Raw genomic sequence first — 25,732 nt, forward strand, 5'->3', positions numbered from 1 at the left:
GCGGGCCGACGCACGATGCGTCGGCCCTTCCCATCGAAAGGAAAGGTCATGAACGACCTTCAAAGACTTATCGCCAAGGATGCAATCCGCGACCTCGCCATGCGCTATATGCGTGGACAGGACCGCCTCGACCGTGCGCTGCAACTGGATACCTTCTGGCCGGATTCGACGACCGACTACGGCATCTTCAAGGGCTGCGGACCGGACTTCGTGGCCTTCGCGCAGGACCTGCTGACCGAGCATCTCGCCAACCAGCACATCATCGGCCAGCATCTGATCGAGTTCGACGAAACCGATGCCAACCGCGCCTATGGCGAAGTCTACTACTACGCCTTTCATCGCATCCTGGCCGAAGGCATGCCCACCGACATGATTATCAGCGGCCGCTATGTCGATCGCTACGAACGGCGGGGCTCGGAGTGGCGCTTCGCCCACCGCAGCGAATTCGTCGACTGGGCGCGCACGGAGCCTGCCGCAGACGGCATCCTGTCCGGCGACCTCGCCGCCTGCCTGCTTGGCCGCCACGACATGACCGACCGATCCTACGATCGCGAATGGCTCAGCAACGCATGACCGGAAAGAGATAACCCAATGACCCAGAAGAGCATCATCGTCACCGGCGCCGCGTCTGCGGGCGGCCTTGGCTTCGCCACCGCACGTCTGCTGGCCCGGGAGGGCCACGCCGTGACCCTGACCGACCTCGATGGCGATGCCGCCGCGGCCCGTGCCGAGGAATTGCGCGCTGAGGGCCTTGCCGCCACCGGATTTGCGCAGGACGTCACCGACGAGGCGGGCTGGGCCACGCTGATCGATACGGTGAAGGCGCAGACCGGCCGCATCGACGGTCTCGTTAACAACGCAGGGATCGCGGTACTCAAGTGGACCGCCGACCTCGATCCTGCCGCATGGGACCGGCAGATCAACGTCAATCTCAAGAGCGTCTACCTCGGCTGCCGGGCGGTCCTGCCGGTGATGGAGGCGCAAGGCGCAGGTTCCATCGTCAACTTGTCTTCCGTCGCCGGGCTCGTCGGCATTCCCGGGGCTTCGGCCTATGCCGCAAGCAAGGGGGCGTGCGGCTCTACTCCAAGTCGCTGGCGCTGGAAGTCGCCGCCAAGGGCATCCGTGTGAACTCGGTTCACCCCGGCGTGATCTGGACCGACATGCAGAAGGTCGCGATCGAGGACAACCCGGACCAGTACGACGCCATCAACGCCATGATCCCGATGAAGCGCATGGGCGAGCCTGGCGACATCGGTAACATGATCGTCTTCCTCCTGTCCGACCGCGCCAGATACGTGACTGGCGGCGAGTTCGTAGTCGACGGCGGCCTCACCGCGCAGTGATTACATAGTGACTACATAAGGACCATGCCGGGTTCCGGACGTCAGACCAGCACTTCAGCGGTCTGGCGTCCGGCAGCGCCGAAGATGCGCAAGTAGCGCTCGATTTCCGCCGGGGCTCCAGTCGCCTTGGCGGGATTGTCGGAAAGCTTGACGGCCGGCCGGCCGTTCGTCTCCACCACCTTGCAAACGAGCGAAATCGGATCGAGCCCGTTCGTCGCGAAAGGTGCGCAGCCGCGGAAGTCGTTCGTCAGGTTGGTGCCCCAACCGAAGCTCATGCGCACGCGGCCGTGGAAGTGGCGATAGGTCGCCTCGATGCTGTCGATGTCCATGCCGTCGGAAAAGATCAGCAGCTTGGTGCGGGGATCGCGGCCCTTTTCCTCCCACCAGCGGATGATCTGTTCTCCTCCTTCGATCGGCGGGGCGCTGTCCGGGCGAAAGCCGGTCCAGTCGGCCAGCCAATCGGGCGCGTTGCGCAGGAACGAAGCTGTACCAAAGGCGTCGGGCAGCGCGACGAGCAGGTTGCCGCCGTAGTGCGCGCTCCAGTCTTCAAGCACGCGGTAGGGAGCGCTCGCCAGTTCCTCCTCGTCGTTCGCCAAGGCAGCGTAGACCATCGGCAGCTCATGCGCGTTGGTGCCGATCGCCTCAAGGTCCGCGTCCATCGACAGCAGCACGTTGGAGGAGCCGATGAACCGCTCGCCCAGTCCTTCCTTCAGCGCCTCGACGCACCAGCGCTGCCACAGGAAGCCGTGCCGCCGCCGTGTGCCGAAATCCGAGATGACGAGGTCGGGCAGCGCCGAGAGCCGCTCCACCTTCTCCCATAGCTTGGCCTTTGCGCGCGCATAGAGCACATCGAGTTCGAACCGTCCGCGCCCCTTCATCGCCGCGCGCGACCGCAGTTCGTTGATGATCGCGAGCGCCGGAATCTCCCACATCATGGTGTGGGTCCAAGGGCCGTGGAAGCGCAGTTCGTACTGGCCATCGTGCTGGCGCAACTCGTAATCCGGCAGGCGGAAGTCGGCGAGCCACGCGATGAATTCCGGGCTGAACATCTGCCTGCGGCCGTAGAAGCTGTTGCCGGCCAGCCAGATCAGCTCCTTCTTCCCGAACCGCAGCGAGCGGGCATGATCGAGCTGCGCGCGCAATTCCGCCTCGTCGATGACTTTGGCAAGGCGGACGCTGCGGGTACGGTTGATCAGTTCGAAGGTCGCCTGCACCTCGGGGTGAAGCTGCCGGATCATCTGCAGCATCAGCAGCTTGTAGAAGTCGGTGTCGAGGAGGCTGCGCACGATCGGATCGAGCCGCCAGTTATGGTTGTAGGTGCGCGTGGCGATATCGGTGAAGACCATGATGGACCTGCTCAGACTTTGGCGTTGATCGGGCGGAAACGGAAGAGTTCTGCGGGCCGGAACGATGCGCCGGTCTCGCGCTCGCCGGTTGCCTCGAGCCAGCCCCGGTCGAGCATGCGGCGACGGAACGCCGACTTGTTCAGGGATTGGCCGAGGATCGCCTCGTGAACGTCCTGCAGGGCACGCAGCGTGAACCGCTCCGGCAGCAGTGCGAAGGCGAGGGGGAGTAGTCGATCTTGCCGCGCAGCCTCTGCATCGCGACGCCGAGGATGTCCGCGTGGTCGAAAGCCAGCGGCAGGGCGCCTTTCATGCCTGTGACCTCTGCCGGATTGCAGTTCGTTGCCGAGATACGCGCCAGGGTCAGTGCCGGGTCTGCCTCCAGAGCGGCGGAGAAACGATCGGCCGGAAGCAGGGCGAAATAGGCGACGCTGATGACCCGCATGCGCGGATCGCGACCGACACCGCCGAACGTATAGAGTTGCTCCACATAGGCACCGTCCATGTGGGCCTTGTAGGCGAGGATCCTGCGTGCCGCGGCGTCGAGATCCTCATCCACCGCGACGAAGCCGCCGGGAAGCGCCCACTTGCCGGCATGGGGCTGTTCGTCCCTTCGGGTCAGCAAGGCCGCGGGAGCGCCATCGACGACCGACATGAGCACAAGATCCACCGTGACCGAAGGGCCGTCATAGGCCCGGGCATCATAGCCCGCCAGGAATACCGCCTCGTCCTGAAGCACGTCTCTCGGACCCTTATGTGCAAGTCGCACTTTACTTATGTCCGTCATGGATATATGTCAAGCGCATCAGTAACAGCAGGAGGCTTCGGTGGCTGGCTTCGTCATCGTCGTGGATATGCAGCATGACTTCGTGCGAACTTCCGGCGCGCTTCCGGTCCCCGATGCGGAGGCGATCGTGGCGCCGATGCAAAATTGGCTGGAGTCACTCGATCCGCAGGACGTAGCGGGCGTGCTGATGTCCTTCGATACCCACATGTCTGCGGATTACGTCGGATCGCCGGAAGCAGAGCTGTTCCCCCTCCACTGCGAAAAGGGCACGCTGGGCTGGGAAAGCATGCTCGATTCTTCTGCAATAAACCCCGACATCCCACTCTATACACTTGAAAAAGGTGTTTTCGACATGTGGCAGGAGGAGGCCGTCGGCATCCGCTCCACTGACGGTGTGCAGATCGAGCGCGAGGCGTTCTTCCGCGACCTTGCCGCCCGGGGTGTCGATCGTGTGACCGTCGTGGGCGTGGCGGCCGACTACTGCGTGCGCTGGGCTGTCGAAGGGTTGCTCGTCCGTGGTTTCGACGTCGATATTCCGGCTTCGCTGACCCGGGGGATCGCCCGGGATGCTCATGCCGTTGCCCAGGAACTGGGCCGCAAGGACCGCCTGCATCTCGCGGCATAAGGAATTGTTCCACTGATAGATAATCCGGCAAGGTCGCCCGGTTTGTCGTCCAGTGGATAATCACGGTCGCTTTCGTGATCTCGCACTTCGATGGGGTAAGGGTCGTTACGCCCCATCCGAGGAAGGACCATGATGCGACTAGAGGAGCCCGATATGCGTCCCGATACGGGCCGGGCAATCGGACCCATGATAGCGTGGGTCACTGTCGCCACTCTGTTCCTGGCGCAGATCGTGTCCACCATCGATCGCGGGATGCTGGCTCTGGTGATCGATCCGGTTCGCCGCGATCTTTCGATCAGCGAGATGCAGATCGCGCTGCTGCAGGGGTTCGCCTTCTCCATCTTCTACGTAACCGTCGGCCTGCCGCTGGGCGCCGTGGCGGACGTGGTGAACCGGCGCCGCCTGCTTATCGGCGGGATCGTGATATGGAGCGCGGCGACGATCGCGGGCGGTTTTGCGCAGGGGTTCGGGTCGATGTTCGCCTCGCGTCTGTTCATCGGCGTCGGCGAGGCGGTGCTGGGGCCTTGCGCGGTGACGATGATCAGTGACCTGTTTCCGCCTCACCGGCGCGGACGGCCCATGGCGCTCTACGTCTTCGGCAGCATGATCGCCTACGGCCTCGGCTCGCTGGTCAGCGGGGTGATCCTGGACCTGGCGCCCAAGGGCGTATTCGCGGGCCTGCCGATCATCGGTGAACTCGCCCCGTGGCGCATCGCCTTCGCGCTTGTGGGAGCGGCCGGCCTGCTGATCGTGATCCTGCTGTTCCTGCTGCGCGAGCCTGCGCGCCGCAGCGATGCCGTCACCGGGTCGGAGCCGAAGCTCTCCTTCGCCGAGGGGCTCGGCCTGCTGGCGGCGCAGCGCGGGGTGTTCCTGCCGCTTTACGGATCGCTGGCGCTTTATGCGATGGGCGGTTCGGTTGCGACGGGATGGGGCGCCGTGTTCCTCACGCGCGCTTTCGGGTATCACGTCGGCGCGGCCGGAAAGGGCCTCGGCACCAGCCAGATCGCATGGTCGGTCGCCGGAGCGCTCGTCGCCAGCGTCGTCGTCGACCGTGTCGGCGCGCGCTCGGGAGCGCGTGGGCGGACGCGGCTTGCCGGAGCCCTGTCGCTGCTCGGCATTCCTTCGTGCCTGCCGCTGCTGTCCGGCAGCGCTCCGCTGGCCATGGTCATGCTGGGCGAGATCATGCTGGTCAGCGCCATTTACGGAACCACGATGCTGTCGGTGATCTCGGAGATCACGCCCACCAAGGTGCGCGGCTTCGCGGTGGCGCTCTATGCCTTCGTGATGACCATCATAGGTGCCTCGCTCGGCCCGCTGGCCGTGGCGTGGCTGACCGAGGCCGTGTTCGCCTCCCCGGCGGCGGTGGGTCGATCCATGGCGATCGTCGGGCTTTGTGCCTTCATCGCGGCGTCGCTGCTCGCTTTCCGCGCGGCTTCGCGCATCACCTCCGACCAACGGAACTGACCATGTCCAAAATCCTGCGCGGCTATGCGCCGAGCCGCTTCGGCCAACTCCACTATCGCATCGCAAAGTGCGACACCCCTGACGCCCTGCCGCCGCTGCTGTGCCTGCACCAGACGCCTAGCAACAGCGGCGACTGGCTACCGGTGATGGAGCCCCTGTCGGCCAAGCGCACCGTGATCGCCGTCGATACGCCGGGCTACGGCATGAGCGATTCCTCGCCCGAGCCGGTCACCATCGAGGATTTCGCCGAAATCATGGCGCAGTTCATGACCGACCTCGCGGGCGGGGGCGTGATCCCGGCCGGTCAGTTCGACGTCATGGGCTTTCACACCGGCTCGATCATCGCCACGCAGCTTGCCCGCAGTCTGCCGGAGCGGGTTCGCCGCGCGGTGGTCTTCGGCCTTGCCGCCTTTCCGGCCGAGCAGCGCGAAGCCAAGCTCGCCAACCTGCTCACGGCGTTCCCGCCCCCGGGTCCCGACTTGGCGCATGTCGAAAAGCTCTGGGCGATCATCGGCGAGCTGAGCGACCCGCGCATCTCCTACGAAGAGCGTCACATCAGCATGGCCGAGTGCCTGCGCCTCGGCGGGCGGATGCCATGGGGCTATATCTCGGTCTATCGCTTCGACTTCCTCGGCGCGATGGCCGAAGTGGCGCAGCCGGTGCTGGTGATGAACCCCGAGGATGACTTGTGGGAGCCCACGCTTGCCAACTCGCACCACTATCCCAACGCCCGCCGCGTCGATCTCCTCGGGGTGAAGCATGGCGTGCTCAAGCTGGAGAACGCGCGCGTCGTCGGCGAGATCGACGCCCACCTGAGCTGACCACTTGAGCCGGGTGGCGGACATGCCACATTGTCCGCCGATTAGGTCGCCAAGGAAAAGGAAAACCCGTGAACCTCGTGCAGCTCAAGCGAATGATCGCGATCTACGAGAGCGGGAGCCTGCGCAAGGCGTCGAAGATGGTCGGCATCACGCAGCCCGCGCTGACGCTCAGCATCCGCCAGCTGGAGGAGGAGTTCAACACCAGCCTCTTCGAGCGCGGCCCCAACGGCGTGCGCCCGACCGAGATGTGCGAGAAGCTGGTCCAGCGCGCGCGCCTCATGCTGATGGAGGAGCAGCGCATTCTCCACGACCTCGCCACCGCCAACCGCGTGCCCAAGGTGGCGGTGGGGGTGCATCCGATCATCATGAACGATACGATGAGCCGCGCCATGCGCCAGTTCGTCGAGCAGGCGGGCCACGTGGATATGTGGGTGCGCGAAGGCTACACGACGCAGCTGCTGGACCTGCTGTCATCAGGCGACCTCGACTTCGCATTCTGCGGATTGCCCGAGGGCTACGCCGATGATGCGCTGGAATTCGAGCCGCTGTTCAAGCGCGAATATGCCGTCGTCACCGCGCCGGACCACCCGGTTTTCGCTCTGGCGGAGGACGATTTCGCCAGGGGCACCGACTTCGTCTGGGCACACGTCAGCGCCTACGAGACCGCCGATCCCATCGACAACGACGACGTCGTGAACATGCTGCGCCGGTTCGGCTATGGGCGCGAGAGCAAGTCGGTGAAGGCCTCGTCCACGACGTTCGTGAAGGCCATGATCCTGCACTCGGGCATGATCGGCATGGTCGCGTGCGAAGCAGTCGCCGACGAACTGGCGAACGGCTCGTTGAAGCGTCTGGCGGGCTCGGAAATTCCGGCGCCCGCCTTCGGCTTCATTACTCTCAAGGATCGCTACGAGACCCGCACCGTCCGGCTGCTCAAGGCGACCATCCGGCAATGGTGCGCTCGCAAGCCGAACTGAGCGCCGGTCACGCTTCGTCGAGGAAGGCCTTCAGCACGCGGGCCGTAGCAGGCGGATTGTCCTGCATCACGAAGGCGCCCGAGTTCTCGACCACCATGGTCTTGCCTCGCTTCAGTTCGGCCTCGGCGGCGCTGCGGAACTTGAGGTAGGCCTTGTCGAACTGGCCATAGACGAGCAGCGTCGGCGCCTCGATGCGGCTCATGGTTCCGGCGATCTCGGTGATCGCGACACCGCGTTCGGAGGGCTGGATCCACTTGCCTGCAGCCCTGCGGCTGAGGATGCCGTCCGCGTTGATCGGGCCGGTATTGATGATGCCGAAGGTCTTTGACAGCAGTTCCGGCGGCGTCGGGATCGGGTCGCCGTTCTTGTCGAACAGGGTGCCCTGCTTGTCGTCCACCGCAACCTTGATTTCGGCCAGCGAGCGGCGATGGCCGAGCGCGCAGGAAACGAGCGCGAGCTTGCCCACCCGCTCCGGCCAGAACGCGGCGAGCGGCACGGCAAGGCAGCCGCCGAGCGAGGTGCCGATCAGGTCCACCTTGTCGAAGCCGAGTTCGTCGAAAGCACCGACCAGCAGCGCGGCCGTCTCGCCAAGACTCTGGATGTAGGGTGCCGGGCCGTCCCAGCGCGAGCCGCCGTGACCGGGAAGGTCGAAGGCATAGACCTGCCGCCCCTCGGCCAGCATGGGCGCGACATGGCGCCAGTCGGACAGCCAGCCACCCAGCTTGTGCAGCAGCACCACCGGCGGCTTGCCTACAACCGGCTCTCCGATCACGGCATAGTGCAGCACGCCGCCCGCACGGCGCAGTTCGCCGAAGCGGGTCCACTGGCCTTTCGGGGGCGTCGGCAGGCTGGCAGCTTTCTGCGCGGCGAGGGCGGGAAACGCGCTGACTGCTCCGGCCAGACCTATACCCCGGGCAACATCACGACGGCTCAACATGGTCCTATTCCTCTTCGAGAGTGGCTGTATCGGTCAGGCCCACATGCGGGGTTCGCACCCCAGCGCGGGATTGGCGACGAAGGCATTTTCCGGGCGCGGCAGGCCGAGGTTCTCGCGCAGGGTATCGCCTTCGTACTCGTCGCGGAACAGACCGCGCTTCTGAAGGATGGGGATGACCTGGTCGACGAAGTCCTCCAGTACGCCGGGCTGGTAGTTGGGCGAGAGCGAGAAGCCGTCCGCAGCGCCCGCACGGAACCAGTTCTCGCACAAGTCCGCCAGCTGCTCGGGCGTGCCGGTATAGGAGAAGCTGGCGCGCGAGACGACGACGCGCCGGGCGAGCAGCCCGATCGGCAGGTCCTCTTCGCGGGCCATGCGGATGATCGACTGCTGTACCCACTTGCCGCCGTTGGTCTCGGGCAGGTCGGGCAGGCGATCATTGACCGAGAGGTGCGAGAGATTGACGCCGAGTTGCAGGCTGAGGGTGCGAAGGGCCAGAGCCTCGGGCACGAGGTCAAGCAGTTCCTCGTCGGCACGGCGGGCCTCGGCCTCGCTGGCGCGGACCATCAACTGGACCGAGGGGATGATCTTCACGTGATCCGGGTTGCGGCCGAAGGCGGCGGCGCGGGCGCGCATGTCGTCGCGGAATTCCTTCGCCACTTCCAGCGAGTTGGCGGCGGTGAAGATCATGTCCGCCGTGCGCGCGGCCAGCGCGCGGCCGGGGCCGGAGCCGCCCGCCTGCACGATGATCGGATGCCCCTGCGGCGGGCGGGCGACATTGAGCGGACCGGCGACGGTGAAGTGCTCGCCCTTGTGACCCAGTTCGTGGACTTTGGCGGGGTCGAAGTAGCGTGCCGCGTCGCGATCACGTAGGATCGCGCCGTCCTCCCAGCTGTCCCAGAGGTTCCTGGCTACGTCCACGAACTCTTCGGCGCGGGCGTAGCGGGCGTCGTGGTCCATGTTCAGGTCGCGCCCGAAGTTGCGCGCCTCGCCGTCGCTGGCGGAGGTGACGACATTCCAGCCCGCGCGGCCCTTCGAGATATGGTCGAGCGAGGCAAAGCGGCGGGCAATCGCGTAAGGCTCGTTGTACGTGGTCGAGGCCGTGGCGATCAGGCCGATGTGCTTCGTGACGACGGCCAGCGCGGCGAGCAGCGTGGTCGGCTCCAGCTTGCCCGCGTAATCGGTGGCGGCGAAGGCGTCCTTACCGGAAATGCTCGGGAAGCCCTGGGAATCGCCTGAGAAGTAGCAGTGCATCTTCCCGCGCTCGGCCGTCTGGGCGAGGTGGGCGAAGTGGGCGAAGTCGTGCTGGTCCACGGCAGGCGCGCCGGGCCAGCGCCATCCGCCGGGGTGCGCGCCGCTGTTGTGGATGAAGGTGGCCAAAATCATCTGGTTGGGGTCGGGCATGGTACGGGCTCCGGAGAGATCACAAGTGGCTGGCGCCGATGACGCGCGCCAGTTCGCCATCCGCCGGGGCGGAGCGATAGGCGCGCGCGGCGGCCGCGAAACAGGCTGCCGCCAGCACAAGGCAGGGCAGGACGACGAGGACGAACGAGGCGGCGATGCGCGACGGATCGCCGAGCACCTTCTCCGAGACGAAGGCGATGGCGAACGGCCCTCCGGCGCCTGCGGGCAAGGCCGCGACGACGCTGAGGAAGGCGTAGGAGAAGCCGCGCATGTCGTTGGGCACGATCTCCTGCACGGTCGCGTTCATCGCGACGTTGAGCATCGGCGTGGTCAGGCTGATCGTAGCGAGCGCGGCAATGGCAAGGCCAAGGCCCGGCGCATAGCCTGCGAAGGCGGTGGGCAGGGCGACCAGCGGCAGCACCGCCATCAGCCCGATGCGCCCGGCCTTGCGCGTGTCCGCCGCGAAGCCGCCGAGCAGATAACCCGAAACACCAGCGACGAGCATGCCGAGGCCGAGCAGGTTGGCGATCTGCGGCAGGGTCAGCCCATACGTGCGCATCAGCAGCGGCGCGGTCCACGAGGTGACGCCGACAAAGGCGAGGTAATAGAGGCAAAAGCCGGCGAACAGCGGCACGACCAGCTTTCGCTGGCGGCCGAGATAGGCCAGCTTCTCACCCACCCGCGCGGGCGCCTTCGCCTCTGCGGGCAGGCCGCGCCGGGCGGGTTCGCGGATGGTCAGGAAGGCGAGGCCCACGGCCGGGCCGACGATGCCGCAGAGCAGGAACGCGCTGCGCCACGGGACGACGAGGCCATAGCCCGGCAGCGCGATATGCACCTGCGCGGCAAGGATCGCGCCCGGGATCACCGAGGACAGCGCGGTGCCGATCGTCGCGCCGATGAGGTAGGCGCTGAGGGCCCGGCCGCGCCGGTCGGGCGGGAACATGTCGGCGATCAGCGACATGGCGGCAGGCGCGACCGCCGCTTCGCCAAGGCCGACGAGGGCGCGAAACACGAAGAACGTCTCGAAATTCGGCGCGAGGCCGCCGAGCGCTGTGGACAGGCTCCAGACGATGATCGCGCCGCCCAGCACGCGCTTGCGTACATGTCGGTCCACCAGCGAGCCCAGCCACAGCCCGCAGACCCCGCTCAGCAGCGAATAGGCGAGGCCCATGAGCAGGCCCATGCGGATGTCGTCGATGCCGAGGTCGGCCTTGATCGGCTCGGCCAGCACGCCGACGATGGCCTTGTCGATGCTGTAGAAATTGGCCGCGAGGAAGAGCAGCAGCATCGGCCAGAGCGTCTGGCGAACCGGAGGGAAGGGCGCGGCGGCCTCAGTCGACACGAACGGTGCGCCCGTCGATGCAGGCCATCAGGCGGCCGTCGGCGTCGTTCAGGATCTCGACCGTGTCACCGTCGAGGTAGATGATGTCCTCGAAGTGGAACTTGCCGATCTCCGGGCCGATCCAGGGCAGGTCGCAGCTCAGGACCATCTGGTCGACCAACTCGAAGCTGTGCATGCCGCCGCCCGGATGCGGGTGGTCGGTGTGCTCGAGCCCGACCGAGTGCAGGCCGCAGGCGAGGAACTCGGGGTTGCCGTGGGCCTGGATCGAGGCGACGACGGCCTTTTCCACGTCGGTGGAGAGGCGACCGGCGCGGAACTCCGGCAGCGCCGCCTGCCAGCCAAGGCGCGTGGCGTTATAGCGCTTGAGCTGTTCAGGAGAGGGCTCGCCGATCACGGCGGTGCGGCCGATGTCGCTGGTGTAGTGCGAGAATTCGGCGGTGGCGTCGAAAGTCACCATGTCGCCCTGCTGCAACTCCGCGTTCTTGGGCAGGCGCCCGAAGCCGGGGCGGTAGGGGGTGATGAGCAGGAACACCGGGCGCCCGCCCGCCAGCGCGGCGGCGGACCAGAACACGCGCTCGGCCTCGGCGCAGGTGGCTCCGGCGGCAAGCGCCTCGGCCGAGAGCTGGAGCGAGAGTTCAGTCTTGCGGGCGGCGGCGCGCATGTTGGCCATCTCGGCGGGCGTCTTGACCATGCGCATGTCGCGCAGGAGATCGCGCGCCGGGACGACGTCGATGGTGCCGCCGAGCAGTTCGTTGACGTCGAGGCCGAGGCCGCGATCCTCGAACGCCACGCGCGAGCGGTCGAGGCCGAGTTCGCGCAAGTATTGCGCTACCGCTTCCTGATGGTTCTGCGGCAGGCCCTCGGCGGTCAGCGCGGCCTGCACGCCGCCCGCGCCGATGCCGGGCTTGCGGGCGTAGCCGCGCACCGCCATCCACGTGCCCTGGCCCTGCTGGGGCTGGCCCATATCGACCTCGACGGTCAGCACGGCGGCATCGAGCGCATGGTCGCGCGGCAGGATCGCCAGCGCGAGATCACCGAAGCCCCAGCTGGCGTCGGTGGCCCAACTGGAGAGGTAGTAGGTATTGATCGGGGTCGAGGCGACGACGACCGCGATGTCCTCGCGGTCCATCAGGGTGTCGGCGCGGTCTCGATTGATGAGCATCAGGTCAGTTCCGTCTGGAGGTATCAGGCGACAGGCGCGGAGCGGCGGCCACGCACGAGGCGGCCGGGCAGGGCACCCGTGGGGGTATCGTCGCGGGCGGTGACGACGCCGGAGAGGATCGTCGCGGCGTAGCCGCTTGCCGCTTGCGTCAGGCGGCGGCCACCGGCGGGAAGGTCGAAGCTGGCGCGCGGCGGGGCGAGGCGCAGGCGGTCGTAGTCGATGACGTTGAGGTCCGCCTTGTAGCCCGGCGCGATGATCCCGCGATCGCCGAAACCGCCGACATGGGCGGTGTGGCCGGTCATCAGGCGCACCGCTTCGGGGATCGACAAGCGCTCGCCCACGCGGTCGCGGGTCCAGTAGGTGAGGAGGAACGTCTGCATGCTGCCGTCGCAGATCGCACCGACATGCGCACCGCCGTCGCCGAGGCCGAGCACGGTGTCCTCGCGCCGCAGCATGTGGTGGACGACGTCGAGGTTGTAATGCGTGTAGTTGCGCGCCGGGAAGTAGAGGATGGCCTGGCCATCCTCCTCCAGCAGCGCGTCGTAGGCGACTTCGTGGACGCTGCAGCCGCGCTGGGCGGCGATGATGTCGAAGCGGGCGCTTTCGGGCGGGGCATAGTCGGGGTTCTCGCCCATGGCATAACACTGGGCGACTTCGCGCATGAACGCCGGATACGTCTTCGGGTCGAGCGGCAGGCCCATTTCCGAGAGGATCGCGGCCTTCACCTCGGGCTTGCGCATTTCCCGCGCGCGGGCGGCGATGGGCAGGTGCTCGATGGCTTCGTAAGTCGGGCAGCCGCGGAAGGGGCTCAGCGACAACTGGTGGCCGAACAGAACGCCGACCGGGCGGCCGACTACCTGCCCATAGATGTCGATCCCCTGCGCACGACCTCGCGGCGCAGGCATCCGCGATCTCGCGCCAGCGATCGGGCGCTTCGTTGTACTGCAGGAGCGGGAAGGTCACCGTCTGGCCCGAAGCCTCCGCCACGCGCGCGAGCATGCGGAATTCGGACGAGAAGCCGTTGCCGGTGTCGAATTCGGAAGCCGACATGAACAGGTGGCGGCCCAGCGGCTTCATGGCCATGGCGATGGTAAGGAGTTCGTCCTCGCTCGCGGTGGTGACCGGAAGCTGGTCGCCGCTGGCGGTGCGGTGGCCGATGACGCGGGTGGTGGAGAACCCGAAGGCGCCCGCCTCCAGCCCTTCGCGGACGATAGCGGCCATGGCCTGCATGTCGGCGCCGGTGGCGGGTTCACGCTCGATGGCGCGCTGGCCCATGACGTGGACGCGCACCGGAATGTGCGGGACGGCGACGGCGAAGTCGGCATCCATGGGGCGCTGCTCGATGGCGTCCATGTATTCCGGGAAGCTCTCCCAGTTCCACGGCAGGCCCTCGGCCATGACGATGCCGGGAATGTCCTCGACGCCTTCCATGACGTCGATCATCTGCTCGCGCATGTCGGGGCGGCAGGGCGCGAAGCCGACGCCGCAGTTACCCATGAGTACGCTCGTCACGCCGTGATTGGTCGATGGCGAGAACTGCGTGTCCCAGGTGACCTGGGCGTCGTAATGGGTGTGGATGTCGACGAATCCGGGCGTGACCAGCTTGCCGCGCGCGTCGATCTCCTCGCGCCCGGAGCCGGAGACGGCCCCCGTCGCGACGATCTTGCCGCCGCGCACCGCGACGTCGCCTTCGAAAAGATCGGCTCCGGTGCCGTCGGCGACAGTGCCGCCGCGAATGACCAGATCGTATTCGCTCATCGTCGTATCCATCTGCTCGAGTTGAAATACCGTGTGCGGCGGGGTGCAGGCTGCACCCCGCCGCACATCGGTACTCGTCAGAACTTCACGGTTGATCGCACACCGAACGTGCGCAGGTCGCGCAGCGCCACCGCGACGCCCGAGAACGGCGAAAGGTAGGAGTTGGTGCGCTCCAGCAGGGTGAAGTCGATGGCGGCCGGATAAGCCTTGTTGTTGAACAGGTTGGTCACGAAACCTTCGAACGTGAAGCGATCGTTCCCGAAGCCTGCGCGCAAGTTAACTTGCGTCATGTCCGGCGTCTTCGTCAGGTTGGAGGCATTGGTGTAGACCCCCGACTTGTAGGTGAAGTCGGCGCGGGCGAAGGCCTCCACGTCACCGCGCAGCGGCATCGTGTAGTTGGCCGAGACCGAGCCCGACCAGCGCGACGCCAGCGGATTGTGGTTGCCGCTGAAGTCGGTGATGCCGGTAAGGGCGGTCACCGTGGGCGCGCTCAGTTTGCGGATGTCGCTTTCGTTGTACGAACCGTTGGCCGAGAGGGTCAGGCGGTCGGTCGCCGCGAAGGAGAAGTCGCCTTCGAGGCCGTACATCTTGACCTTGCCGGTGTTGAGCTGGGCCTGGATGTTGTAAACCACGCTCGTCGCCGGATCGACCAGGGTGATGACATTGGCGTTCAGCTGGTCCTTCCAGATGCCGTAGTAGGCGGCAACGGCGTAGCGCACGCGGTTGTCGAACGCCTTGCCCTTGGCGCCGATCTCGAAATTGTCGAGCTTTTCCGGTTTCACCGCGATGCGCAGGCCCGCGTCCGCCGCCAGAACCTGGGCCGCCGGGCTCAGGTTGGAGAGGAACACGGTGTTGAATGCCGCCGGGTTCACGCCCTTCGAGTACGATGCATAGACCATCATATCCGGCGTCACGTCGTAGTTGACGATCACGCGCGGGGTGAAATTCTTGTAGGTCTGCTTGGCGAGAACCGAGCCTTCCTCGTAGAAGCCCGGCGTCGCGAAGGCGGCCGAGGCGATGGTCTGGCCGCCCGGGCGGGCATAGGCATACATCGTGTCGATCTGGTAGCGGCCGTCGAAGTTGATGCTCAGTTCCGGCGTGATCTTGTAGCCCAGGCCGAAGAAGCCGCCGAAGGTGCGGTTGCGGGTCTTGCCCGAGACGACGCTGAACTGGCTGGTGCCGAGCGCGCCGTTGTTGCCGCCGCCGCCGCCCTGGAACGTCGCGTTCAGATAGCTGCCGCCGAGCGTCGCGGTGAACGCCCCCCATCATCATAACTTGCACGAAGTTCCTGCGAGAAGTCCTCGGATTTGGCTTCGACGAGGTAGGGATAGTCGAAGTAGCTCGGTGCTCCGGGCGCCGTGCCGACCGCGTTGGTCGAATTCGGCGCAGTGGTGTTGTAATAGAGGTCGAGGTCCGACAACTGGCTGCGGCGCTCGTTGTTGTAGCCGGTGAGCGAGGACAGAGTGATGCCGCTGCCGACCTCCCAGTCGACGTTGAAGTGCAGGTGATAGAAGCGGCTGCGCAGGCCATAGCCCTGCACGCCGTCCTCGGGGTTGATCAGGCGGCCCTTCGGGTTGGCGAGGAAGTCCTTGATGAAGGGCGTGTTCACCGTGTTCATCGAAGGCGCGCCGGTGGGCAGGCCGGGCAGGGTGCCACAGAAGTAGCGGTTGGCGCCAAAGGCGCAGTTCGAGGAATCCGGCACGATCACCGCGCCGTTCGAAGGGTTGGTGACGGCGTGCGCCGCCAGCAGGCCGGTCGCGTTGGGGCCGTCGTTGTTCTTCGAGATCATCGCGAAGGCCTTGGCCTTCAGGTTCGAGGCGGGCGTGAACTCCATCGCCAGCGTCGCGGCGCGGGTGCGCTGGTCGCCGAGCGTCTGGCCGGGCACGCCCTGGTTCTTCCACGAACCGCCCTTGGCCATTTCCTGCACGGTCGCGCGGAAGCCGACGAGGCCCTCGATCAACGGCGCGCCGATGGAGGCCTGGATGTCATGGTTGTCGCGCGTGCCGACCATGCCCGAGAAGCTGCCTTCGAGGCGGTCGGGCGTGGACTTGGTCACGACGTTGACGGCACCGGCGAAGGTCTGGCGGCCGAAGTAGGCGCTCTGGGGGCCTTTCAGTACCTCGATGCGCTGGGGATCGGAGATCGTCTGGATCGCGGTGGCGGTCGAGACCGGCACGCCGTCGATGAACATCGAGGCAGTCTGGACCGACGCGCTGGAGGGCGTGAAGCCGCGAATGATGACCTGCTGGAACGAGCGGTCGTTGCGACCCGACGAACTCGACACGATCTTCATGCTGGGCGTGAAGGAGGCAAGGTCGGTGACCGACTGCACGCCGCGCTTCTGCATGTCCTCGCCCGTCAGGGCGGTGACCGAGATCGGGGTCTTGAGAATGTCCTCGCCGCGCTTGCGGGCAGTCACGACGATGTCGCCGGGCGCACTCGCCGTCGTATCGGCGCCGGATGCCTGTGCATTGGCGTTGGTCGAAAGGCCCAACGCGATGATCATCGACGTGCAGGACAAAAGAACGGCGCGATTCAGCGCCGACGTGCTGGTCATGATTGCTTTCCCCATTTCGATCCCTGACCATTATTGGTCTGAGTTTTGAGATCGTTCTTCCTGCGTGAAACTTTTATCGTGTTTCTTTATTAAGCATTGCATCGAGCACTGGACGGCTTGCTGTCATCAAATCGCCGCTTGATGAGTGCAAGGTAACATCGGTTTTTTCCGCTTCGGAAATCAGAAGCCCTTATCACCTCCAAGGAATCCTGATTGGCGCGGGCGGCCAAGTCGTGCTCGTTATCCGGACATGTCAGGGGGCAAGGCTGGCTTCGGCCGCCGTTCCCGACGAGGGTGATCCTCGACAGGCTCAATTCTTCGACGCGAGGCGCCAAAGACGTCATGAAACTGCTTGCGTTCCTGATGCAGACCGGTGGCCATATCGCCGGTTGGCGCCACTCCCGCGCCGCCGACAATGCCTTGTGCGACGCCGGCTATTTTCGCGCACTTGGCCGCACTGCGGAGAAGGGGCTGTTCGACGGCGTCTTCCTGGCTGACTACCTCGGCTATCATCCGGTCCGGGGCGCCTCGGTCTTCGCCGGGCTGGAGACGCCCAAGCTGGACCCGCTCGTGGTGCTGGCGACGATCGCGGCGGAAACGCAGCACCTTGGCCTGATTGGCACCGCGTCTACCACGTACAATCATCCTTACGATCTGGCGCGCCGGTTCGCCTCGCTGGATCACATGAGCCGTGGCCGCGCGGGCTGGAACATCGTGACCTCCACCATGGAGAACGAGGCGCACAATTACGGTTTCGACAGCCACCTCGCACATGGCGATCGCTACGCCCGGGCAGAGGAGTTCGTGGCCGTTGCGCGCAAATTGTGGGACAGCTGGCAGGAAGGCGCCGTCGTCGCCGACAAGGCAAGCGGGCGCTACACCGACCCTTCGCGTATCAGCGCCGTCGATCACGAGGGCGCGAACTTCAGGGTCGCCGGGCCACTGACCGTACCGCGTCCGCCGCAGGGTCACCCGGTGCTGGTTCAGGCGGGGGCCTCGGCTACCGGGCAGCGCTTCGCCGCGGCGACCGCCGAAGTCATCTTCACGTCGCACCCGACGATCGAGACGGCGAAGGCCTTCCGCTCCGCAATGCACGCGCAACTGGCCGGGTTCGGCCGCACGCCGGACGGTCTCAAGATCATGCCTGCGGTCACCCCGGTCATAGGACGTACCCTTGCCGAAGCCGAAGATCTCAAGCGCGAACTGGACGACCTGATCCCGGCCGAGATCGCCATCTCCAAGCTCGAAGGGCTGCTCGGCAACATCGACCTGTCGCAGGCAGACCCCAACGGTCCGCTGCCGCCGCTGCCGGAAACGGCGCTGGCTGGCCAGAACTCGACACGCGACCGCGTGCTCGAACTGGCGGAGCGAGAGGGCCTGCCGGTGCGCGAACTGGCGCGCCGGGTCGCGGCCGGGCGCACCGGCCACACCATCGTCGGTACGGCCGAGGACGTAGCCGGGACGCTCATTGAATGGGAGACGCAGGGCGCCGCCGACGGCTTCGTCATCTCCGCGCCGTTCCTGCCGGGCGGGCTGGAGGACTTCGTCGAGCACGTCGTCCCGATCCTTCAGGATCGCGGCCATTTCCGCAAGGAATACGAAGGCACGACCCTGCGCGAGAACCTGGGGCTCACCGTTCCCGCCAATGCCTTCGACCTCGATCCCGGTCTGCGGTCCCGCCCCGAGATCTGGTGAGCCTCAAGGCCCCGTCCTTGCGCGGCACGTCAAGCGACGTCGCCGCGCCCTTAATCGCGTCAAAAGGAAACGTTTGCCCAATGCCCGCGCTCGCGCCTTTAATGAACCGTGCCGTCGCCGAAAGCGTGATGAGCGATCAGGGTGTATCGGCGCTGGTCCTCTCCGACCCGACGAACATCTATCACGCCACCGGCTTCTGGCCGCAGATGGTGCTGATGGGCCAGTCGGGTGCAGCTTTCGCCGTCGTGCCGACATCGGCCGATGAACCGGTGATACTGATCACCAGTCAGTTCATCCATTATCTCCACGACGTCGAGGATCCCGCTGAGGGCGGTCCGCTGGACATCTTCCTCTACACCGCGCCCGAAGGGTTGGAGGAGCCGCGGCCGCGCCGGTCTTCCTCGATGAGCCACCGGGAGGACGCCCCGATCCGCTCGACATGTTGAGCCGGACGGCGACATTGCGTGTACTTTCGCGGAGACCGGCATTCCATAACGCTGCCGCTGCCCTACGGGCGGCGATCGCCCCATACAGTATGAACCTTGCCGTCGATACCCTGAACGCCGCTGCCGGAGTCGAACTGACGAGCGCGTATCTTCCGGCCGAGCCGTTGCTGCGCCGCATACGGATGGTCAAGTCACCCGCCGAGATTGCGCTGATGCGCCATGCCGCTGCCAGTAATGCGGAGGCGGCGCGCGCCGCCATCACGTCGATGCAGGCAGGATTTACATACGAGGACTTGCGCCATGCATTCTTTGGGGAAACCGGCAAGCGAGGAGGTGTGCCATTGTTCGTGTCAACCGACAGCATGGCCATGCGTCGCCGCGACGGCGTCATCCGCGACGGGCGCAGCTTCCAGATTGACGCTGTCAGCCACTATGCCGGTTACCACGGGGATTTCGGCCGCACCGTCTTCGTAGGCACACCCGATCCCATCGTCATGCGCATGGTTGAGGCAGCCGTCTGCGCCAACGACGCGATCGCGCGCGAACTGCGTCCGGGGCTGCTCTACTCCGACATCCGCCGTATCGGCCATGGCGCCGTCTCGCGCGCTGGCTACGATCTGTCGGTGGCCTGCGCCACGCATAGCGTTGGCCTGTTCCACACGGATGAGGCATTCAAAGGCGATGCGCTGAATTTCGACAAGGGTGACCATCGTATCGAGGCGGACATGGTGATCAGCGTGGACTGCCCGGTGCTGCACCTGGATGCTTCCGGGAACGTCCATCTCGAAGACCTTTGGTTGATCACCAAAGACGGCTGCGAACCCTTGAACGATCGCAGCCAGCCCTTTCTTCAAATATCGCCATAGGTTTATATTTTTCAGATAGATATAACCGTTACGTCAGCTTGCTTATGACATTTTTTCTAAAATTCAAACCAATCAGATGTTTTTTCAATAACAGCATGTTATAAATAAATATTTTCTGCAAGGCACGATGCGGTGGTCGCAAGGTCTGATTATCCTTGCAGATTGGCCGGAATAGCTCCGAATTCGATGGCGGTCACGCGGTCGCGCCCTTGCTGCTTACTGCGGTACAGTTGCTGGTCGGCTTCCTTGAGCCACATTTCCGGTGTCATGTCCGGCAGGCAGCGGGCGCTGGCCACGCCAATGCTGACGGTGATGAAAGGACTGACCTGCGAACGCTCGTGAGGGATGTTCAGCGACTGCACGTGAAGGCTGATCTCCTGCGCGACCAACGCCGCGCCTTCCGGATCCGCGCCGGGAAGGATGCAGGCGAACTCTTCGCCGCCGTAGCGGGCGGGGAGATCGGAGGCACGCTTGACGGCGCGCGTGAGGGCGGCGCTGACCATGACGATACAGCGGTCTCCTGCCGGATGGCCGTAAGTATCGTTGAACTGCTTGAAGAAATCGATGTCGATCATGATGACGGTCAGCCAGTCGCCGGTCCGCCCGAGACGGCCGACCTCGGCCTGCAACGCCTGCTCCATCTGCCGGCGGTTGCTGAGGCCGGTGAGCGCGTCGGTGACGGCCAGGTTCGCCAGCTGGTCGCGCAGGCGCTTGAGTTCGACATGGTTGCCGACCCGGGCTCGCAGGATCGCAGGCTGGATCGGCTTGGTCACATAGTCGATCGCCCCCAGCGACAAGCCGCGCATCTCGTGGTCGGTATCACCGAGGCCGGTAGTGAAGATCACCGGAATGTCGGCAAGCTCTGGATCGGCCTTGATCTGGCGGCAGACCTCGAAGCCGTCGATGCCGGGCATGAGGACGTCGAGCAGGATCAGGTCTGGCGGGCTCCTCCGTGCCGTATCCAGCGCCTGCTGGCCGGACGTGGAGAACAGGACTTCGTAGTCGTCCTCCAACACCGCGTTCATGATCTCAATGTTGGAAACCTCGTCGTCGACGATGAGGATCGTGCCCCTGCTCATGCCGCTGCTCCTGTCTTGTCGACCGGCTCGACGGCGGCGGCGTCCGCGTCGAGCAATTCGATTGCCGTGTCGTAGTCGAGCTTTTCCAGCGCGCGATAGACCGGATGCATGGTCTGCTCGTCGTCGTTGAGACCGATTGCTGCGGCGTAGCGACCGAAGCTGGCGCGCGCACCAAGGCTGCGACGGCGCAGGAGTGCGCGCAACTCGTCCCGCGCCACCGCTGCCGTGCTCATGTCGCGGTCTGACTCGGCGATCGGGGCCGCAGCCTTGCGGCTCGCGGTAAGGCTGCGGGCGGCCGCGATGGCGGGAGCCAGCAGTAGCTCCAGATCGACGATCGCCGCTTGCGCCTGCAGGGCCTCGCCGTCCGCGAGCAGCCGTTCCATCTCCGCCGCCGAGCGCTGTATTTCCGGCAGTTCGAGCGACCCGGCAACCCCCTTGAGGCTGTGCGCGAGGCGCCTGGCGTCGGCGAGCAGGCCACCGGCGATATGCGTGCGCAAGTCCTGCCCGACATTCGCATAAGTCTCACCGAAAGTGATGATCAGCTTGCGCAGTAGCGAGGCCTTGCCGTTCACGCGCAGCAGCGCTGCACGCAAGTCGAACGGGGGCAGGTGTTCCGGCAGGATCGCATCCTGCACCGGAGCGGCGGCGGCAACCTGAACCGGCGCAGTTACCGGCGCGCGTACCGATGTGCTGGCCGCAGGCACCTTCAGCCAACGTTCGAGCGTGCGCATCAGCGTCGCGGGATCGACCGGCTTGGAGATGTGATCGTTCATCCCTGCATTGAGGCAGCGCTGGCGCTCTTCTTCATGGGCGTGGGCGGTCATGGCGATGATCGGCAGGCGATCGGCCGACCAGGTCTCGCGGATCAGGCGGGTGGCCGCGATGCCGTCCATCTCCGGCATCTGCACATCCATGAGAACGGCCGCGTAGTTGCCGTCGGCTGCCTGCACCCGATCGCAACCGATGCGCCCGTTCTCAGCCTGATCGACGACGAGCCCGGCCTGTGACAGCAACTCGATGGCTATCTCGCGGTTGATCTCGTTGTCCTCGACCAGCAGGACGCGGGCGCCCTGGAACTGGGCAGCGACGGTCGGAGCGGCCGCCGGGGCAGCGTCTCCCGCCGGACCCGAATCTTGCGAGGCGACTTCGATGATCGTTTCCAGCAGAGCGCGGGGCGCGATCGGCTTGGTCAGGACCGCCGCAACGTGGGCAGGGGTGCCGCCGGGCAAGAGGCTGTCGGCGCCATAAGCGGTGACGATCAGGGTGCGCGGCAATGGCGCGGCATGGTCCATAGCCTGCATCGCCTCGACCGTCTGGAGGCCGTTCATGCCGGGCATTTTCCAGTCGAGCAGGACGAGGTCGTAGGCATGGCCCGCTTCGTCCGCGCCGCGAATGGCGCTCAGTGCCTCGTCACCCGAGGCTACGAGATCGAGCGGAATCTCCCAACCCGCGAAGATGTCCTGCAGCACCTGCCGCGAGGCCGCGTTGTCGTCGGCGGCCAACACGCGCAGGGCGCGGATGTGCGCGGGCACGGCCGGTTCGAGCGCTGCCGTCTCGTCCTCGCGCGCCATCTGCATGCGGGCGATGAAAGTGCTGCCGAGGCCGGGCGCGCTCTCGACCCGGATCGAGCCACCCATCTGCTCGACGATCTGGCGACAGATCGCGAGACCAAGACCGGTGCCTCCAAAGCGCCGCGTCGTCGAGCTGTCCGCCTGTGTGAAGGACTGGAACAGCGCTGCCTGCTGCTCGGCAGTCATGCCGATGCCGGTGTCGCGCACCTTCAATTCGATGATGAACTGGTCCCCGGTCTCCTCGATGATGTCGAGGCTGACGGTGACGCTGCCGTTCTCCGAGAACTTGACCGCGTTGCTGACGAGGTTGAGCAGCACTTGGTTGAAGCGCAGTTCGTCACCCATCAGGCGATGGGGCAGGGCGCCGGATACTTCGGAAGTGACGCGAACGCGCTTGGCCTCGGCGTCGCCCGCGACCAACTGCAACTGGTTGGCGATGGCATTGCGCACGTCGAAGGGGTTGGCCTCCAGCGTCAGCTTGCCCGCCTCGTTCTTCGAGAAGTCCAGAATGTCGTTGATCAGGCGCAGCAGCGACATGCCCGCCTGCCCGATCTTGGCAACGTAGTCCTTTTGCTTGGGGTCGAGGTCGGTGCGGCCGATCAGGTGGCAGAAGCCGAGGATGGCATTCATCGGCGTGCGGATTTCGTGGCTCATGTTCGCCAGGAACATGCTCTTCGCCCGGCTCGCTTCCTCGGCTTCGCGGGTACGCTCGCGCAGGGCGAAGGATTCCACGAGCTGGTCGCTCAGCAGTACGAGGACGCTGGCCTGGAAGATGACGATGACGGCGTGGAGCAGCACACGGCCGAGGTTGCCTCCGCCCGCGAACACGACCGAGGGAAGGAGGTAAAGCAGCAGAAGGTGATGCAGCGCCACAGTCGTCGCCGCAACCAGCACGGCACGTCGATCGCACCAGCCGATCGTCAGCGTCAGCATGGCGAAGAAGTACATGTGCATGTCCATCTGCCACGCATGGCCGCGTAGCAGGACCAGCAGGATCGCAGGTTCGGCCATCAGCGCCACGGCGGAGAGATAGCGCGTCGCCGGAGCGATGCCGTGTCGCAGCCACATGAGGTGATAGCTGCCCGCCACCAGAGTACCGGCAAGCGCCGCCGCGACCGGGCTATGTCCGGTAAGCAGCGCGACTACGGCGAAAAGGGGGACATGGGCCCAGAACAATGCCAGGAGCAGGCGGCCGGACTTGCGGCGCAACTGGTCGAGTTCAACGTTCAAGAGGTCTGCTCCTGCGAAGAGAAAGGTCCGCCGCAACCCGCGACGGCCGGAACGGAAACAGCAAGCCACGCGCCTGCCTGGCGCAGCGACGCGGCGAAGTGAGCCTGCGAGGACCCGGCGATCACGACGTTAGGCAGCGAGCTGGTGGCCGCAAGCCGCCCCCGTTGCGCGTGACGAGGTTGACGCTGTCGACCAGCGATGAGGTCGGGGCCATCACTACGAGATACTGGCCCGACTGCGTGCCCGAAAGCAGCCAGCTTGCGGTCAGGCCGACAAGCCCGGCGGCGAGCAGCGCTGCAGCGGGCAGGAAATCTCGAAGGCCGACCTCGGAAGACGTGCTCTGCCTGCCGGTAAAAGCAGGGTGGCCAGCGCGCGACTCAAGACGACGAGATGTTGTCCAATAAAACATTGGCCACCGCTTACGAAACTATGGCTATTTTTTGGTTAAAACCTCGCCGAAATCTCGCCGGATTCCGCATATTTCACTATTGTAACCGTCCAGCCGTCAAGCTGATGTGCTTTTTACCGGACTTGGCGGTCATCAGCACTCCCGCAGCATCGCCCGGCACCGCGCGTGAGTAGAGGAATCCTTGCCCCAGCGTGCAACCAAGCGCCATGAGCTTTCTTGCCTGGCCTGCCGTTTCGATACCTTCGGCCACCACCTGGATGCCCAGCTTGGTAGCGATGTCGATGATGCCTTCGACGATGATCTGGCTGGGTGCATGCGAAACGATACAATCTATGAAGGACTTGTCGATCTTGATGTAGTCCACAGGCACGCTCATCAGGTGCGTGAGCGAGGCATAGCCGGTGCCGAAATCGTCGAGAGCGACCTTGAGCCCCTTGGCGCGCAGAGCCTCGACCGATCGGCGCACGACACCGGCGTCGTCCATGAAAACCGATTCGGTCACCTCCAGGCTGACATGGCCGAGGGGCACCCCTTCGCGCTCGAAGGTCTCGCTCAGCACACCGTAGATCGAAGCGCCGTGGAAGTCGGCGGACGAGACGTTGATGCTCACCTGCGGCACGGCGATGCCGCCGGCAATCCATTCTGCGATGTCGCGCGCTACGGACGCCATCATGCGCTGGGTCAGGGCGCTGGCGATCTGCGAGTCGATCGTGGCTTCGTGGAACGAGGCGGCAGGTACGACGCGATCACCGATCCGCATGCGGCAAAGGGCCTCAAGACCGATTACCTGGCCGCTGTGAATATCGACCACGGGTTGATAATGCGCCTCGATCCGGTTCTCGCGGAGTGCAGCGTTAACGTCGCGTATCGCGGTGAGCCGCTGCGTCATCCGGCTGCCGATACCCGGCCAGTAGCGCACGAATCCCCCCGCGCGGTCTCCTTGGCGTGATAAAGCGCGAAGTCGGCGTTCTGGCGCACCTGTTCGGCCGTGGTGTCGGCAAGCGAGTATTCGGCAAGACCGATGGTGGCACCCGGCGAGACGACGTGACCAGCGCAATTGGCCGTCACGGAGATTTCGTCGATATAGAACTGTGCCGTGCGTTCGAGGTCGCGCAGCGCGGCCTCGCTTTCGATCACTATCGCGAATTCATCACCGCCGATGCGATATGCGCGGTCGGGATAGGCGGCGATGGTCAAGCGATCCGAAATCTGCTGAAGCAGAAGATCGCCCGCACGGTGCCCGAAGGTGTCGTTGACGAACTTTAGGTTGTCCACGTCGAGCAGAAACAGAGCCCAGCTGCCCGGATCGGCCCCGTCGAGCCGGTGCAGCGCGGCGTTGAAGGCGCCCCGGTTGGCAAGCCCGGTAAGGGCATCGGTATTGGCTCGCCGCTCATACTCGATCACCCGCCGCTGACGATCCAGCGCGATCGAGCACAAGTCGACGCACTGCGCGACGATATCGCGTTCAAGCTGCGACGGGCCGCGCATTTCGCGATAGTAGAAGGCGAATGTCGCAATGGCGTGGCGCTGCGCATCAAATATCGGATGGGACCAGCACGCTCTCAGGCCCAGTGGAAGGATGAAGTGTCTGAAGTCCGTCCAGCGCGGATCGTTGGCGATGTCGGCGGTCGTGATCTCCTGCCCATGATAGGCGGCGGTCCCGCATGTGCCGACTTCCGGACCGATGCTGATCCCTTCGATTGCAGCGCAGAAGGCGTGCGGGAGGCCGGGCGCGGCAAGTGTATGGATGCGCCCTAGCGTATCGACCGTCACCACCGAACAGATCACGCCGGGAACGAGGCGCTCGACTTCAAGGCACAGCCGCAAGGCCGTGTCGGCCAGCGTCTCTCCCCTGGCGATCATCTCGAGGATCGTATTCTGTAAAGCGGTCATCGCCTCCCAACCTGGTCAGCCGGGAG

General features: G+C 65.4%; 19 protein-coding genes and 4 pseudogenes. 9 read left to right on the forward strand and 14 right to left on the reverse strand.

From position 1 onward, the window contains the following. Positions 1–48: 48 nt before the first annotated feature. Positions 49–573, forward strand: coding sequence for a nuclear transport factor 2 family protein (locus KZO24_RS19745; protein ID WP_271182880.1), 525 nt, complete (start codon positions 49–51; stop codon positions 571–573). 18 nt (positions 574–591) lie between these two features. After that, positions 592–1,343 (forward strand): annotated as a pseudogene (locus KZO24_RS19750) (SDR family NAD(P)-dependent oxidoreductase). Between the two features lie 41 nt (positions 1,344–1,384). Here the strand turns inward: KZO24_RS19750 and pncB are convergent. Continuing rightward, positions 1,385–2,689, reverse strand: coding sequence for a nicotinate phosphoribosyltransferase (pncB, locus tag KZO24_RS19755; RefSeq protein WP_271182878.1), 1,305 nt, complete (start codon positions 2,687–2,689; stop codon positions 1,385–1,387). A gap of 11 nt (positions 2,690–2,700) precedes the next feature. Then, positions 2,701–3,473 (reverse strand): annotated as a pseudogene (locus KZO24_RS19760) (NUDIX hydrolase). Positions 3,474–3,513: 40 nt separating this feature from the next. Here KZO24_RS19760 and KZO24_RS19765 point away from each other — a divergent pair. The 4 genes from KZO24_RS19765 (at position 3,514) to KZO24_RS19780 (ending at position 7,360) form a co-directional block, all read left to right on the forward strand. After that, a complete protein-coding gene (locus tag KZO24_RS19765) occupies positions 3,514–4,098 on the forward strand; it encodes a cysteine hydrolase family protein (RefSeq protein ID WP_271182876.1) in 585 nt (194 codons plus the stop codon). 186 nt (positions 4,099–4,284) lie between these two features. Then, positions 4,285–5,562: an MFS transporter gene (locus KZO24_RS19770; protein WP_271182875.1), complete on the forward strand. Its 1,278-nt coding sequence runs from the start codon at positions 4,285–4,287 to the stop codon at positions 5,560–5,562. Positions 5,563–5,564: 2 nt separating this feature from the next. Next, entirely contained in the window at positions 5,565–6,383 is an 819-nt protein-coding gene (locus KZO24_RS19775) for an alpha/beta fold hydrolase (protein WP_486487585.1), read from the forward strand. Between the two features lie 68 nt (positions 6,384–6,451). Beyond that, entirely contained in the window at positions 6,452–7,360 is a 909-nt protein-coding gene (locus KZO24_RS19780; protein ID WP_486487586.1) for a LysR family transcriptional regulator, read from the forward strand. A 7-nt stretch (positions 7,361–7,367) separates the two neighbouring features. Here the strand turns inward: KZO24_RS19780 and KZO24_RS19785 are convergent, their stop codons facing one another. The 8 genes and pseudogenes from KZO24_RS19785 to KZO24_RS19820 form a co-directional block, all read right to left on the reverse strand. After that, positions 7,368–8,297 carry an alpha/beta fold hydrolase gene (locus KZO24_RS19785; protein WP_271182872.1) on the reverse strand — a complete coding sequence of 310 codons (930 nt, stop codon included), beginning with the start codon at positions 8,295–8,297 and terminating at the stop codon, positions 7,368–7,370. Positions 8,298–8,330: 33 nt separating this feature from the next. Then, positions 8,331–9,698, reverse strand: a complete 1,368-nt coding sequence (locus KZO24_RS19790) for an LLM class flavin-dependent oxidoreductase (protein ID WP_271182871.1) — start codon at positions 9,696–9,698, stop codon at positions 8,331–8,333. A gap of 19 nt (positions 9,699–9,717) precedes the next feature. Beyond that, complete coding sequence (locus KZO24_RS19795) at positions 9,718–11,040, reverse strand: MFS transporter (RefSeq protein WP_271182870.1); 1,323 nt, start codon at positions 11,038–11,040, stop codon at positions 9,718–9,720. After that, positions 11,030–12,202 (reverse strand): M24 family metallopeptidase, encoded by a 1,173-nt coding sequence (locus KZO24_RS19800; RefSeq protein WP_271182869.1) that lies wholly within the window; start codon positions 12,200–12,202, stop codon positions 11,030–11,032. The genes KZO24_RS19795 and KZO24_RS19800 overlap by 11 nt, the downstream gene beginning before the upstream one ends. Before the next feature lie 23 nt (positions 12,203–12,225). Then, the gene (locus KZO24_RS19805; protein WP_486487733.1) at positions 12,226–13,107 is read right to left on the reverse strand and encodes an amidohydrolase family protein; all 882 of its coding nucleotides are present in this window, start codon (positions 13,105–13,107) and stop codon (positions 12,226–12,228) included. A gap of 55 nt (positions 13,108–13,162) precedes the next feature. Beyond that, a pseudogene (locus tag KZO24_RS19810) lies at positions 13,163–13,972 on the reverse strand (amidohydrolase family protein); the annotation flags it as partial. A gap of 65 nt (positions 13,973–14,037) precedes the next feature. Further along, entirely contained in the window at positions 14,038–15,189 is a 1,152-nt protein-coding gene (locus KZO24_RS19815) for a TonB-dependent receptor (RefSeq protein WP_486487734.1), read from the reverse strand. Then, positions 15,186–16,517, reverse strand: a complete 1,332-nt coding sequence (locus KZO24_RS19820) for a TonB-dependent receptor plug domain-containing protein (protein WP_486487587.1) — start codon at positions 16,515–16,517, stop codon at positions 15,186–15,188. The genes KZO24_RS19815 and KZO24_RS19820 overlap by 4 nt, the downstream gene beginning before the upstream one ends. Before the next feature lie 342 nt (positions 16,518–16,859). Here KZO24_RS19820 and KZO24_RS19825 point away from each other — a divergent pair, with 342 nt between their 5' ends. The 3 genes from KZO24_RS19825 (at position 16,860) to KZO24_RS19835 (ending at position 19,524) form a co-directional block, all read left to right on the forward strand. Further along, a complete protein-coding gene (locus KZO24_RS19825) occupies positions 16,860–18,212 on the forward strand; it encodes an LLM class flavin-dependent oxidoreductase (RefSeq protein WP_271182866.1) in 1,353 nt (450 codons plus the stop codon). A gap of 80 nt (positions 18,213–18,292) precedes the next feature. Further along, positions 18,293–18,658, forward strand: a complete 366-nt coding sequence (locus tag KZO24_RS19830; protein WP_486487588.1) for an aminopeptidase P family N-terminal domain-containing protein — start codon at positions 18,293–18,295, stop codon at positions 18,656–18,658. A gap of 89 nt (positions 18,659–18,747) precedes the next feature. Next, positions 18,748–19,524, forward strand: coding sequence for a M24 family metallopeptidase (locus tag KZO24_RS19835; protein ID WP_486487589.1), 777 nt, complete (start codon positions 18,748–18,750; stop codon positions 19,522–19,524). 149 nt (positions 19,525–19,673) lie between these two features. Here the strand turns inward: KZO24_RS19835 and KZO24_RS19840 are convergent, their stop codons facing one another. From KZO24_RS19840 to KZO24_RS19855, 4 genes and pseudogenes are all read right to left on the reverse strand, one after another. Beyond that, positions 19,674–20,603, reverse strand: a complete 930-nt coding sequence (locus KZO24_RS19840; RefSeq protein WP_271182864.1) for a diguanylate cyclase — start codon at positions 20,601–20,603, stop codon at positions 19,674–19,676. Beyond that, complete coding sequence (locus KZO24_RS19845) at positions 20,600–23,404, reverse strand: response regulator (protein WP_271182863.1); 2,805 nt, start codon at positions 23,402–23,404, stop codon at positions 20,600–20,602. The genes KZO24_RS19840 and KZO24_RS19845 overlap by 4 nt, the downstream gene beginning before the upstream one ends. A 121-nt stretch (positions 23,405–23,525) precedes the next feature. Beyond that, positions 23,526–23,813, reverse strand: coding sequence for a hypothetical protein (locus KZO24_RS19850; protein WP_486487590.1), 288 nt, complete (start codon positions 23,811–23,813; stop codon positions 23,526–23,528). Between the two features lie 76 nt (positions 23,814–23,889). Further along, a pseudogene (locus tag KZO24_RS19855) lies at positions 23,890–25,706 on the reverse strand (putative bifunctional diguanylate cyclase/phosphodiesterase). Positions 25,707–25,732 lie beyond the last annotated feature (26 nt).

This window comes from Novosphingobium sp. NFX11, assembly GCF_057376415.1.